This is a genomic window from Streptomyces deserti, from assembly GCF_054782695.1.
The window spans coordinates 845,043-857,535 of record NZ_BAAGRZ010000001.1 but is presented as its reverse complement, the minus strand read 5'-3'; the positions used below and the strand labels follow the sequence as shown (position 1 = coordinate 857,535).

The following is a 12,493-nucleotide window of genomic DNA, read 5'->3' as shown; positions in this document are numbered from 1 at the left end:
CGGCGCCGTCACGCAGTCGACGCTACGGCGCCGTCACGAAGTCGATCAGTTCCTCGACCCTGCCCAGCAGCGCCGGCTCCAGGTCCTTGTAGGACCGCACCCGCCCGAGAATCCGCTGCCAGGCCGCCCCCGTGTTCTCCGGCCACCCCAGTGCCCGGCACACCCCGGTCTTCCAGTCCTGCCCGCGCGGCACCCGCGGCCACGCCTCGATCCCCAGGGACGACGGCTTGACCGCCTCCCAGATGTCGATGAAGGGGTGGCCCACCACCAGCGCGTGCTCGCTCGTCACCGACTCGGCGATGCGCCATTCCTTCGTGCCCGGGACCAGGTGGTCCACCAGGACACCCAACCGCGCATCCGGACCCGGCGCGAAGTCGGCGACGATCGACGGCAGGTCGTCCACGCCCTCCAGGTACTCCACGACCACGCCCTCGATGCGCAGGTCGTCGCCCCACACCTTCTCCACCAGCTCGGCGTCGTGCCGCCCCTCGACGTAGATGCGCCCGGCGCGGGCCACGCGCGCGCGTGCGCCCGGGACCGCCACCGAGCCGGAAGCGGTGCGCGTGGGCCGTACCGGCCCGGACGACGGCCGTACGAGCGTCACCACCCTGCCCTCCAGCAGGAACCCGCGCGGCTCCATGGGGAACACCCGGTGCTTGCCGAAGCGGTCCTCCAGGGTCACCGTGCCCGCCTCGCAGCGGATCACCGCGCCGCAGAACCCCGTACCCGCCTCCTCCACCACCAGGCCCGGCTCGGCCGGTACCTCGGGGACGGGCTTCGGCTTCTTCCACGGCGGGGTCAGGTCCGGAGAGTACTGGCGCATTCGGATGACGATAGGAGAAGCCCCGGCACGATCACGGCGACACGCCGAATCGTGCCGCGAGGGTGTCCCGCTGCGCCCGCACGAACGCCGCGTCCACCACCGCTCCGTGACCGGGCACGTACAGCGCGTCCTCGCCGCCCAGGGCCAGCAGCCGGTCCAGGGCCGCCGGCCAGTGCGACGGCACCGCGTCGGGGCCGGCCTGGGGCTCGCCGGACTCCTCGACCAGGTCGCCGCAGAACACCACCTCCGGGTCGCCCGGCACCAGGACGGCCAGGTCGTACGCCGTGTGCCCCGGGCCCACGTTCGCCAGCAGGACCTGGCGGCCCGCGCCCAGGTCGAGGGTCCACTCGCCGGAGACCAGATGGCGGGGGCCGACGAGGGCGTCGACGGCCTCCTCGGCCAGCCGGGCGTCCAGACCGTGGGCCACCGCGTCCCCCCGCAGCTCCTCGCGGTCACGTACGCGCGTGAACACCCCGTCCACGCCCACCGCCCCGAACATCTCCGTGCCCGCGAACGCCGCCGAGCCGAGGACGTGGTCGAAGTGCGGGTGGGTCAGCGCGAGATGCGTCACACGGTGGCCGGCGAGTTGCTGCGCCTGCGCGCGCAACCGCGCGCCCTCCGCCAGGCTGGACCCCGCGTCGACCATCAGCACCGCGCCCGCGCCGACGACCAGCCCCACCGTGCAGTCCCACACCGGCAGCCGGCACCGCCCCACCCCGGCCGCGACCCGCTCCCATCCCAACTCTTCCCAAGTCACCCTCATACGGCGACGCTAGCGGGGGAGACGGTCCGCGGGGCGTCGCCGCAGGACCGACCTTGCCCACGGTGTACCCCACCGCCGTACACTGGGCCGGGGAAGGCTGGCACTCCCACGCGCCGAGTGCCAGGCGGCAGCAGGCGGTGTCAGGTACGACACCAGGCGGACGACTTCTGGAGGTGTGCGCGGATGCTTAGTGAACGCAGGCTTCAGGTGCTGCGCGCCATCGTCCAGGACTACGTCGGCACCGAGGAGCCCGTCGGCTCCAAGGCGCTCACCGAGCGGCACAACCTCGGCGTCTCCCCCGCCACCGTCCGCAACGACATGGCGGCCCTGGAGGAGGAGGGGTACATCGCCCAGCCGCACACCAGCGCCGGGCGCATCCCCACCGACAAGGGCTACCGGCTCTTCGTCGACAAGCTCGCGGGCGTCAAGCCCATGTCCCCGCCCGAGCGGCGGGCGATCCAGAACTTCCTCGAGGGCGCCGTCGACCTCGACGACGTGGTGGCGCGGACCGTGCGGCTGCTCGCGCAGCTGACGCGGCAGGTCGCCGTCGTGCAGTACCCGTCGCTGACCCGGTCGACCGTGCGGCACGTGGAGCTGCTCTCCCTCGCGCCCGCACGCGTGATGCTCGTGCTGATCACGGACACCGGGCGGGTCGAGCAGCGCGTCGTCGACTGCCCGGCGCCCTTCGGTGAGACGTCGCTGGCGGATCTGCGCGCGCGGCTCAACAGCCGGGTCGCGGGACGTCGCTTCACGGACGTGCCGAGCCTGGTGGAGGACCTGCCGGAGGCCTTCGAGGCCGACGACCGCGGCACGGTCTCGACGGTGCTCTCCACCCTGCTGGAGACACTCGTCGAGGAGAACGAGGAGCGGCTGATGATCGGCGGCACCGCCAATCTGACCCGCTTCGCACACGACTTCCCCCTCACGATCCGGCCGGTGCTGGAGGCGCTGGAGGAGCAGGTCGTGCTTCTCAAGCTGCTCGGCGAGGCCAAGGATCCGGGCGTGACCGTCCGTATCGGTCACGAGAACGCCCACGAAGGACTCAACTCCACGTCCGTCGTGTCGGTCGGCTACGGTTCGGGCGGCGAGGCTGTCGCCAAGCTCGGCGTGGTCGGACCGACCCGCATGGACTACCCGGGAACGATGGGAGCGGTACGCGCAGTGGCACGGTACGTCGGACAGATCCTGGCGGAGTCGTAGTGGCCACGGACTACTACGCCGTACTCGGCGTGCGCCGCGACGCGTCGCAGGAAGAGATCAAGAAGGCCTTCCGGCGGCTCGCGCGCGAGCTGCACCCGGACGTCAACCCCGATCCGAAGACCCAGGAGCGGTTCAAGGAGATCAACGCCGCCTACGAGGTGCTGTCGGACCCGCAGAAGAAGCAGGTCTACGACCTCGGCGGCGACCCGCTCTCGCAGTCCGGCGGTGCCGGCGCGGGCGGCTTCGGGGCCGGCGGCTTCGGGAACTTCTCCGACATCATGGACGCGTTCTTCGGCACGGCGTCGCAGCGCGGTCCGCGCTCGCGCACCCGCCGCGGCCAGGACGCGATGATCCGCATCGAGGTCGAACTCGACGAGGCCGCCTTCGGCACGACGAAGGACCTCCAGGTCGACACGGCGATCGTCTGCACCACCTGCAGCGGTGAGGGCGCGGCGCCGGGCACCTCCGCCCAGACCTGTGACATGTGCCGGGGCCGCGGTGAGGTCTCCCAGGTCACCCGGTCCTTCCTGGGCCAGGTCATGACCTCGCGTCCCTGCCCGCAGTGCCAGGGCTTCGGAACCGTGGTGCCCACACCGTGCCCGGAGTGCGCCGGTGACGGGCGCGTACGGTCCCGCCGTACGCTCACCGTCAAGATCCCGGCCGGTGTCGACAACGGCACGCGGATCCAGCTCGCCGGTGAGGGCGAGGTCGGCCCGGGCGGCGGTCCGGCCGGTGACCTGTACGTCGAGATCCACGAGCTGCCGCACCCGACGTTCCAGCGGCGCGGCGACGACCTGCACTGCACGGTGACGATCCCGATGACGGCGGCGGCCCTCGGTACGAAGGTGCCGCTGGAGACGCTGGACGGCCTGGAGGAGGTCGACATCCGCCCCGGCACGCAGTCCGGGCAGTCGATCCCGCTGCACGGGCGCGGGGTGACGCACCTGCGGGGTGGCGGGCGCGGCGACCTCATCGTCCACGTCGAGGTCACGACCCCCACCAAGCTCGACCCCGAGCAGGAACGCCTGCTGCGGGAGCTGGCCAAACTGCGCGGCGAGGAGCGCCCGCAGGGGCAGTTCCAGCCGGGTCAGCAAGGGCTGTTCTCCCGGTTGAAGGACGCTTTCAACGGGCGCTGACGTGAGCGGTGAGGCGGCCGGGGGTCCGGGGGTCGGCCCCCGGGCAGGCACAGTCAGCCGGGTCAGCAAGGGCTGTTCTCCCGGTTGAAGGACGCCTTCAACGGGCGCTGACACGCCCCGCCGGTCAGGCGCTGACGCGAGCCGCCGATCAGGCTCTGATCTGCGGACGTGCTTCTGGTCTATGCCAGTTGGAAGGCCGGATTCGGATTGGTTCGGAGGACGTGACAACATGCGGTCATGTCCTCCGCACTGACCGATCTCTTCCCGCATCCGATCGTGCAGGCCCCCATGGCGGGCGGCGTCTCCGTGCCGCAGCTCGCCGCCGCCGTGTCCGAGGCGGGCGGGCTCGGGTTCCTCGCCGCCGGCTACAAGACCGCCGACGGGATGTACCAGGAGATCAAGCAGCTGCGGAGCCTCACCAGCAGGCCCTTCGGCGTGAATCTGTTCATGCCGCAGCCGGAGTACGCCGACCCGGCCGCCGTCGACGTCTACGCCCACCAGCTGGCCGGAGAGGCCGCCTGGTACGAGACCGAGCTCGGCGATCGCGACAGCGGCCGCGACGACGGCTACGACGCCAAGCTCGCCGTCCTCCTCGACAACCCCGTGCCGGTGGTGTCGTTCCACTTCGGCGTGCCGAGCCGTGAGGTCGTCGACTCCCTGCACCGCGTCGGCACCTTCATCCTCGTCACCGCGACCACCGCGGAGGAGGCCCGGGCCGTGGAGCGGGCGGGCGCGGACGCGGTGATCGCACAGGGCGTCGAGGCGGGCGGCCACCAGGGCACGCACCGGGACATCCCGGAGACGGACGGCTCCGGGCTCGGCCTGCTGTCGCTCCTCGCGCAGGTCCGGGAGGCCGTCGGCATCCCGATCGTCGCCGCCGGCGGCCTGATGCGCGGCAGCCAGATCGCCGCGGTCCTCGCGGCGGGCGCGAGCGCCGCCCAGCTGGGCACGGCGTTCCTCGCCACCCCCGAGTCCGGTGCCAACGCCCTGCACAAGCAGGCGCTGACCAACCCCCTGTTCGTCCGGACGGAGCTGACCCGCGCCTTCTCCGGCCGCCCGGCCCGCGGCCTGGTCAACCGTTTCATGCGCGAGCACGGCCCGTACGCGCCCGCCGCCTACCCGGAGATCCACCACCTGACCTCGCCGCTGCGCAAGGCCGCCGCCAAGGCGGGCGACGCGCAGGGCATGGCGCTGTGGGCCGGGCAGGGCCACCGGATGGCGCGGGAGATGCCCGCCGGGCAGCTCGTGGAGGTGCTGGCGGGTGAACTCGCCGTCGCCAGGACAGCGTTGTCGGGATTCCCGGCGGGAGGTGCGGGCCGATGACCGCGCCGGTGTTCGTGGTCGAGCACTTCCGGGCGGACGATGCGGGGCGCTACGTCCTGGACGGGCCCGAGGGGCGTCACGCGGTGTCCGTGAAGCGGCTGCAGCCGGGGGAGACCGTGGTGCTGACGGACGGCGCCGGGCGCTGGGCCGAGTGCGAGGTGGTCGGCACCGAGGGCAAGGACCGGCTGGTCGTCCACCTGCCGGCGGTGTCCGAGGAACCGCCGGAGTCCCCCCGTATCACCGTCGTCCAGGCTCTGCCCAAGGGCGACCGCGGTGAGCTCGCCGTCGAGACGATGACCGAGGTCGGCGTCGACGCGATCGTGCCGTGGGCGGCGGCGCGCTGCATCACGCAGTGGAAGGGCGAGCGAGGGCTGAAGTCCCTCGCCAAATGGCGGGCGACGGCCCGCGAGGCGGGCAAGCAGTCCCGCCGGGTGCGGTTCCCGGACGTCGCGGACGCGGCGACGACCAGACAGGTTGCCTCACTTCTCGCCGACGCGGACTTCGCCGCCGTCCTGCACGAGAGCGGTGACGCACCGCTGGCCACCGCGGAACTGCCCTCCTCCGGTCAGATCGTGCTGGTCGTCGGCCCCGAAGGCGGCGTCTCACCCGAGGAGTTGGCGCTCTTCGAGACATCGGGTGCGCAGGCGTACCGGCTGGGGCGCAGCGTGCTGCGCACGTCGACCGCCGGGACGGCGGCGGCGGCCGTGCTGCTGGCCCGTACCGGCCGCTGGTCCTGACCACCGGAGGCACCCGTGGAACTCGCACAGGTACGGCTGCTCGTCACCGACTTCCCCGCCTGCTACCGCTTCTACGCCGAGGTCCTCGGCCTCAGGCCGCAGTCGGGCGCGGCGGACGGCCCGTACGAGAACCTCAGCCCCGCCACCGGCTCGGCGGGCATCGTCCTGCAGGACCGGGCGATGATGGCGGAGGTCCTGGACGAACTGGGTGACACGGCGACCGGGCACCGCTCGTTGGTGGTGCTCCGCGTCGACGACCTGGACGCCTACTGCGCGGAGATCACCGCCCGGGGCGCCACCCTCCTCCACGACCCGGCCCTCATGACCGACCGCATGCGCGTCGCCCATCTCAAGGACCCGGAGGGCAACCTGGTGGAACTCCAGGAGTGGCTGCTGCTGCGCGGCTGAGCGGGGTGCTCAGGCCGCGGGGCAGCGTTTCGGCACCGGGTTCTCCGCGGGCAGCAGGGCCACGTCCTCGCGGCGCAGGGCGAACGACTCCGGGACCGGGCCGCCCGGCCGGGCCGGGTCCCAGAGCCACATCCAGTCGCCGGAGGCGCCGAAGGTCACGACCGGGTGGCCGGTGGTGACCGGGCCGTACTCGACCGGGATCCGCTCGGACAAGGGGCGGACGCAGACGAACCGGCCCCACAGGCCGTGGTAGCTCGGTGGTTCGGCGTTCCGCTCGGCGGCGTGCTCGGCGGCCCGCCCGGCCGCGCCGACCGCCTGCCGGGTGCCCAGGGTGATGGAGGTCACGACGTAGACGAAGGACAGCAGCGTCACCAGGGCGATGGCGAAGAGACGGTTGGCGCGGTCGCGGCCCACGTGGAAGTGGCGCAGCCAGCCCGCGATCGCCACGAAGAACAGCACGCTGCCCAGCGCCAGCGCCATCGGCTGCGCGGCGGCCGTGTACGTGCCGAGCGCCGGGGTCGGCACCGCCTCCGGCCGGATGTCGAACCGGTCGAGGTACGCCGCGTGCATCTGCCTGCCGACCCAGCTCACCATCGACCACACCACCGGCACCGACAGCGGCACCAGCCAGGCGGCGTGCCGTGTGAAGAACGTCCGGCGCACCGCCAGGACCACCCCGGTACCGGTGAACGCGACCCCGGCCAGCAGCACCAGGCCGGCCCCCAGCACCCGGGGCTCGGTGTCCCGGCCGACCAGCGCGCCGAAGCCGGCCAGCGCCGTGGTGCCCGCGAGGCCCGCCGCCCACTGCGCCGGCCGGCCGCGCTCCCGGGTCTCCTTGGCCATCCGGCCCAGCGGCAGCGCACCCGCCGTGCCGAGCACCGCCGGCAGCACCTTCCACCACCCGTCCGCCCACACCACCCCCATGCCGCAGACGACCGCGAGCACGATGCCCGCCGCGCCCCCGGCCAGCCAGGCCAGGTGGACCCGGCGCCCGTGCGGGGTCTCGGCGTGCGGCGGGCCGGCGTCCGAGTGGCCCGGCACCCGCAGCCCGTGCCGCGTGGAGTCGAAGGCCCGGCCGCCCAGCGTGCGCGCCGCCAGCTCCTCCTGGGCCGCCTGCCGCGATCCGGGCCCGGCCGGCACGGTCACGGCCCGCTGCTCGTCCGCTGCGCCGAGCCAGGTCCACACCCGGGCGACGGCCCGCCGGATCCGGCCGGCCGACGGCACCGCCCGGTGCAGCTGATACGTCGTCCGGGGCGGCCGTTCGTGCTCGACCAGCGCCGCGTCCCGCACCCAGGCGCCCAGCTCGGCCTGGAGAGCCAGGCGTTCCACCTCCGCGACCGCCGTGCGGACGGCGCCGAAGCGCGCCCCGTGCAGCCGGACCTCGACGACGAGCGTGGCCCGGCGCCCGGTCGGCGAGGCCGCGTCGTCGTCGGGCCCGGCGGGGCGGACGGACCAGCCGCGCTCCTCGAACAGCGCGGTGACATAGGTGACTTCGTCGGGGTGGTCCACCACGTCGACGAGCATCCGCACCCGGCGCCGGTGCGTCGGCCGGGGCGGTCCCGCCGCCGGGTCGGGCGGCCCGGCCGGAATCTCCCCGGGGTCGGCCGGGGGCGCGGCGCCGGAAGGATCCGGCTGGTCCTGCGGGAGCGGATCCGCGGGGACGGCGAGGGCGTCAACCCTCCTCCGGGGCAATCGGGTTGAGGTCCTCCCGATTGTGACGGGGGTGGGCCGGGAGTGGCCGTATGCGGTCTACCGCGCCGCCCGCTTCGGTGGCAGGCTGCCCTCCATGGGGGCGTTGAGGCGGATTTGGCATCGACGACAGGGATCGCGTGGGACCAGGGTGGCGGCCGTGGCGGGGCTCGTGGTCGTCGCCGTGGGCGGGGCCGTCGCGTGCGAGCCGGGCGAGTTGAGCTCCGCGTCCGTGGCGTACACGACCGACGAGACCGTGACGCGGGAACTCAACCGGCAGAAGGCGGGCGTGCGGTGGCTCAGCTGCACCGCCTCCTTCGGCGACGACGGCGACTCCTCGGCCTCGGCGCCGTCGGCGAGCGAGGACACCGTCGCCACCGTCGACTGCCAGGGGGAGACCGACGACGGCAAGGAGATCACCGTCGACGGCGAGGTCACCCACGCGGTGGACGGCGCCTGTGTGCGCGGCCACATCACCGCGAAGGTGGACGGCAAGGTGTGGTTCGACGTGAAGGGGCTCGGCGACTGCGACGCCACCAGCCCGCCGCCCGTCGGCAGCGACCCGACGTACGGGCGGCCCGGACCCACCGTCACCGTGACCGTCACGACGACCGTCTGGTGCGAGCAGTACCCCACGTGCCGACCCGTCGAGGGCAAGTGACGTGCGGGCCGGGCGCCCGGCAAGTGATCCAAACCCTGTCCACCGGACGCCGCCCGTGCGTAGGGTGATCGGGTGACACAGTCCGCAACGCCTGCGTATCTCCGGTTCCCGCACGTGCACGGCGAGTTGGTCGCCTTCACCGCCGAGGACGACGTGTGGCTCGCGCCCCTCGACGGCGGGCGGGCCTGGCGGGTCAGCGCCGACAACGTGCCGGTGACCCAGCCGCGCATCTCGCCCGACGGCACCACCGTCGCCTGGACCTCCACCCGTGACGGCGCCCCCGAGGTGCACATCGCCCCGGTCGACGGCGGCCCCGCCAAGCGCCTCACCCACTGGGGCAGTGCGAGGACCCAGGTGCGCGGCTGGACCCCCGACGGGCAGGTGCTCGCCATCACCACCCACGGCCAGGCCAGCCTGCGCCGCTCCTGGGCGCGTGCCGTCCCGCTCGACGGCGGCCCGGCCACCACCCTGCCCTACGGGCCCGTCGGCGACATCGCGTACGGGCCGCACACCGTGCTGCTGTCCGCGCCGATGGGCCGCGAGGCGGCCTGGTGGAAGCGCTACCGGGGCGGTACGGCGGGCAAGCTGTGGATCGACCGGGAGGGCGAGGGCGAGTTCGTACGGCTGCACGAGGAGCTGGACGGGAACATCGAGTACCCCTGCTGGGTCGGAGACCGGATCGCCTTCCTCTCCGACCACGAGGGCACCGGCGCGCTGTACTCCTCCCTCGCCGACGGCTCCGAACTGCGGCGGCACACACCCCTCGACGGCTTCTACGCCCGGCACGCGGCGACCGACGGCACCCGTGTCGTCTACTCCTCGGCCGGTGAACTGTGGCTGCTGGACGACCTGGACGGGGCCGAGCCGCGGCGGCTCGACGTCCGGCTCGGCGGGCAGCGCGTCGACCTCCAGCCGTTCCCGGTGAACGCCTCCCGCTGGTTCGGGTCGGCCTCCCCCGACCACACCGCGCGGGGCAGTGCCGTCTGCGTACGCGGCTCCGTGCACTGGGTGACCCACCGCTCCGGCCCGGCCCGCGCGCTGGCCGCGCAGCCCGGCGTACGGGCCCGGCTGCCGCGCACCTTCCGCGCGGACGGCGAGGAGTGGGTGGTGTGGGTGACGGACGCCGAGGGCGACGACGCCCTGGAGTTCGCGCCCGCCACCGGCCTCACGCCCGGCGCGACCCCGCGCCGGCTCGCCGCCGGGCAGCTCGGCCGGGTCCTGGAGCTCGCCATGGCACCCGACGGCAGCCGGGCCGCCGTGGCCTCCCACGACGGGCGCCTGCTGCTGGTCGAACGCGAGACCGGCGAGGTACGGGAGGTCGACCGCAGTGAGGACGGCGACGTGTCGGGGCTGGTGTTCTCGCCCGACTCCGCCTGGCTCGCCTGGTCCCACCCGGGCCCGCGCCCCCTGTCCCAGCTGAAGCTCGCCAACACCACCGACCTGTCGGTCACCGAGGCGACCCCGCTGCGCTTCCAGGACTACGCCCCGGCCTTCACCCTCGACGGCAAACACCTGGCGTTCCTGTCCACCCGCTCCTTCGACCCGGTCTACGACGAGCACGTCTTCGACCTCGCCTTCGTCGAGGGCGCCCGCCCGCACCTCATCACGCTGGCCGCGACGACCCCGTCGCCGTTCGGCCCGCAGCGGCACGGCCGCCCCTTCGAGACCCCCGACCGGGAGGAGACGCCCGACAGCGAGGGCATCCCCACCACCCGCATCGACCTCGAAGGCCTCGCCGACCGCATCGTGCCCTTCCCGGTCGAGGCCGCCCGCTACTCCAACCTGCGCGCCGCCAAGGACGGCGTGCTGTGGCTGCGCCACCCGGTGACCGGCGTCCTCGGCGCCTCCCGGGCCACGCCCGACGACCCGGACCCCAAGACCGAGCTGGAGCGCTACGACCTCGCCCAGCAGCGCATCGAGCACCTGGCCGCCGACGCCGACCACTTCGAGGTCAGCGGCGACGGCAAACGGGTCCTGCTGTGGACCGACGGCCGGCTCAAGGTCGTCCCCAGCGACCGGCGCGCCTCGAACGACGACGACAGCGACACCAACATCACCGTCGACCTCGGCCGGGTCCGCCAGTTCTGCGACCCGGCGGCCGAGTGGCGGCAGATGTACGAGGAGACCGGCCGCATCATGCGGGACCACTTCTGGCGGCCCGACATGAACGGCGTCGACTGGGACGGCGTCCTGGACCGCTACCGGCCGGTGCTGGAGCGCGTCGCCACCCACGACGACCTGGTCGACCTGCTGTGGGAGGTGCAGGGCGAACTCGGCACCTCGCACGCGTACGTCATGCCGCGCGGCGGCCACGGCGGCGGTGCCCGGCAGGGCCTGCTCGGCGCGGACATCTCCCGCCACGAGGACGGCAGTTGGCGCGTCGACCGCATCCTCCCGTCGGAGACCTCCGACCCTCAGGCCCGCTCCCCGCTCGCCGCACCCGGTGTCGCGGTGCGCCCCGGCGACGCGATCGTCGCGGTCGCCGGACAGCCGGTCGACCCGGTGACCGGCCCCGCGCCGCTCCTGGTCGGCACGGCGGGCAAACCGGTGGAACTGACCGTCTCCCCGTCCGGCGGCGGCGAGCCGCGGCACGCCGTCGTCGTGCCCGTCGCCGACGAGGAGCCGCTGCGCTACCACGCCTGGGTCGCCGACCGGCGGGCCTACGTCCACGAGAAGTCCGGCGGCCGGCTCGGGTATCTGCACGTCCCCGACATGCAGGCGCCCGGCTGGGCCCAGATCCACCGCGACCTGCGCGTCGAGGTCGTCCGGGAGGGCCTCGTCGTCGACGTCCGCGAGAACCGCGGCGGACACACCTCCCAGCTGGTCGTGGAGAAACTGGCACGGCGGATCGTCGGCTGGGACGTGCCGCGCGGCATGCGGCCCGAGAGCTACCCGCAGGACGCGCCCCGCGGGCCGGTCGTGGTCGTCGCCAACGAGTTCTCCGGCTCCGACGGCGACATCGTCAACGCGGCGATCAAGGCACTCGGGCTGGGGCCGGTGGTGGGCACCCGCACCTGGGGCGGCGTCATCGGCATCGACAGCCGCTACCGCCTGGTCGACGGCACGCTCATCACACAGCCGAAGTACGCGTTCTGGCTGGAGGGCTACGAGTGGGGCGTGGAGAACCACGGGGTGGACCCGGACGTGGAGGTGGTGCAGCGGCCGCAGGACCATGCGGCCGGGCGTGACGTCCAGCTGGACGAGGCGATCAGGATCGTCTTGGAGACGCTGGAGGGGGCACCGGCAAAGGTGCCGCCCAGTTTGCCCGCCTGAGGGGCGCGGGGCCGTATCGACAGACGGCTCCGCCGCGTAGGCGCGACCGGCCACGGATGACGCGCAGCCGGCGACGATACGATGCCCACCGTAAAGCTCCGCCCGACCCCCGGAGGGACCATGGCAGGGGAACCCCAGGACGACTGCCTGTTCTGCAAGATCGTCGCGGGTACGATCCCGGCGACGATCGTCCGCGAGACGGACACCACCGTCGCGTTCCGGGACATCAACCCCCAGGCACCCACCCACGTCCTGGTGATCCCCAAGGCGCACCACAGGGACGCCGCCGCGCTCGCCGCCGCCGCACCGGAACTCGCCGCGGACGTGCTGCGCGAGACGCAGGCGATCGCCGACGAGGAAAAGCTGGAGAGCTACCGCATCGTCTTCAACACGGGCAGCGGCGCCGGCCAGACCGTCTGGCACGCGCACGCCCACGTGCTGGGCGGGCGCGGCCTCCAGTGGCCCCCGGGGTAAGCCGCC

11 protein-coding genes are annotated in these 12,493 nt (G+C 73.6%); 8 read left to right on the top strand and 3 right to left on the bottom strand.

From position 1 onward, the window contains the following. Nucleotides 1-22: 22 nt before the first annotated feature. Entirely contained in the window at nucleotides 23-823 is an 801-nt protein-coding gene (locus ACYVMZ_RS03895) for a DUF3097 domain-containing protein (RefSeq protein ID WP_461075419.1), read from the bottom strand. Between the two features lie 31 nt (nucleotides 824-854). Beyond that, nucleotides 855-1,586 carry an MBL fold metallo-hydrolase gene (locus ACYVMZ_RS03890; protein ID WP_461075417.1) on the bottom strand — a complete coding sequence of 244 codons (732 nt, stop codon included), beginning with the start codon at nucleotides 1,584-1,586 and terminating at the stop codon, nucleotides 855-857. A 183-nt stretch (nucleotides 1,587-1,769) separates the two neighbouring features. On the opposite strand from ACYVMZ_RS03890, the gene hrcA reads away from it, so the two are divergent. The 5 genes from hrcA (at nucleotide 1,770) to ACYVMZ_RS03865 (ending at nucleotide 6,390) form a co-directional block, all read left to right on the top strand. Then, entirely contained in the window at nucleotides 1,770-2,786 is a 1,017-nt protein-coding gene (gene hrcA, locus ACYVMZ_RS03885) for a heat-inducible transcriptional repressor HrcA (protein WP_461075415.1), read from the top strand. Next, nucleotides 2,786-3,922 carry a molecular chaperone DnaJ gene (gene dnaJ, locus ACYVMZ_RS03880; protein WP_461075413.1) on the top strand — a complete coding sequence of 379 codons (1,137 nt, stop codon included), beginning with the start codon at nucleotides 2,786-2,788 and terminating at the stop codon, nucleotides 3,920-3,922. The genes hrcA and dnaJ overlap by 1 nt, the downstream gene beginning before the upstream one ends. Before the next feature lie 237 nt (nucleotides 3,923-4,159). Continuing rightward, a complete protein-coding gene (locus ACYVMZ_RS03875) occupies nucleotides 4,160-5,245 on the top strand; it encodes a nitronate monooxygenase (RefSeq protein WP_461075411.1) in 1,086 nt (361 codons plus the stop codon). Then, complete coding sequence (locus ACYVMZ_RS03870; RefSeq protein ID WP_461075409.1) at nucleotides 5,242-5,982, top strand: 16S rRNA (uracil(1498)-N(3))-methyltransferase; 741 nt, start codon at nucleotides 5,242-5,244, stop codon at nucleotides 5,980-5,982. Before ACYVMZ_RS03875 ends, ACYVMZ_RS03870 begins: the two co-directional genes overlap by 4 nt. Before the next feature lie 15 nt (nucleotides 5,983-5,997). Next, nucleotides 5,998-6,390, top strand: a complete 393-nt coding sequence (locus ACYVMZ_RS03865) for a VOC family protein (RefSeq protein ID WP_461075407.1) — start codon at nucleotides 5,998-6,000, stop codon at nucleotides 6,388-6,390. 9 nt (nucleotides 6,391-6,399) lie between these two features. On the opposite strand, the gene ACYVMZ_RS03860 is transcribed toward ACYVMZ_RS03865, so the two are convergent. Then, complete coding sequence (locus ACYVMZ_RS03860; RefSeq protein WP_461075405.1) at nucleotides 6,400-8,082, bottom strand: hypothetical protein; 1,683 nt, start codon at nucleotides 8,080-8,082, stop codon at nucleotides 6,400-6,402. A 94-nt stretch (nucleotides 8,083-8,176) separates the two neighbouring features. Here ACYVMZ_RS03860 and ACYVMZ_RS03855 point away from each other — a divergent pair, with 94 nt between their 5' ends. From ACYVMZ_RS03855 to ACYVMZ_RS03845, 3 genes are all read left to right on the top strand, one after another. After that, complete coding sequence (locus ACYVMZ_RS03855) at nucleotides 8,177-8,740, top strand: hypothetical protein (RefSeq protein ID WP_461075403.1); 564 nt, start codon at nucleotides 8,177-8,179, stop codon at nucleotides 8,738-8,740. 72 nt (nucleotides 8,741-8,812) lie between these two features. Then, nucleotides 8,813-12,013 carry a S41 family peptidase gene (locus tag ACYVMZ_RS03850; RefSeq protein WP_461075401.1) on the top strand — a complete coding sequence of 1,067 codons (3,201 nt, stop codon included), beginning with the start codon at nucleotides 8,813-8,815 and terminating at the stop codon, nucleotides 12,011-12,013. Between the two features lie 120 nt (nucleotides 12,014-12,133). Further along, nucleotides 12,134-12,487 carry a histidine triad nucleotide-binding protein gene (locus tag ACYVMZ_RS03845; protein ID WP_461075399.1) on the top strand — a complete coding sequence of 118 codons (354 nt, stop codon included), beginning with the start codon at nucleotides 12,134-12,136 and terminating at the stop codon, nucleotides 12,485-12,487. Nucleotides 12,488-12,493 lie beyond the last annotated feature (6 nt).

Excerpts from the sequence above, each read along its gene's own strand:
- ACYVMZ_RS03845 (WP_461075399.1), top strand. The coding sequence starts at position 12,134 with ATGGCAGGGGAACCCCAGGACGACTGCCTGTTCTGCAAGATCGTCGCG.
- ACYVMZ_RS03875 (WP_461075411.1), top strand. The coding sequence starts at position 4,160 with ATGTCCTCCGCACTGACCGATCTCTTCCCGCATCCGATCGTGCAGGCC.
- ACYVMZ_RS03870 (WP_461075409.1), top strand. The coding sequence starts at position 5,242 with ATGACCGCGCCGGTGTTCGTGGTCGAGCACTTCCGGGCGGACGATGCG.
- ACYVMZ_RS03890 (WP_461075417.1), bottom strand. The coding sequence starts at position 1,586 with ATGAGGGTGACTTGGGAAGAGTTGGGATGGGAGCGGGTCGCGGCCGGG.
- hrcA (WP_461075415.1), top strand. The coding sequence starts at position 1,770 with ATGCTTAGTGAACGCAGGCTTCAGGTGCTGCGCGCCATCGTCCAGGAC.
- ACYVMZ_RS03895 (WP_461075419.1), bottom strand. The coding sequence starts at position 823 with ATGCGCCAGTACTCTCCGGACCTGACCCCGCCGTGGAAGAAGCCGAAG.
- ACYVMZ_RS03855 (WP_461075403.1), top strand. The coding sequence starts at position 8,177 with ATGGGGGCGTTGAGGCGGATTTGGCATCGACGACAGGGATCGCGTGGG.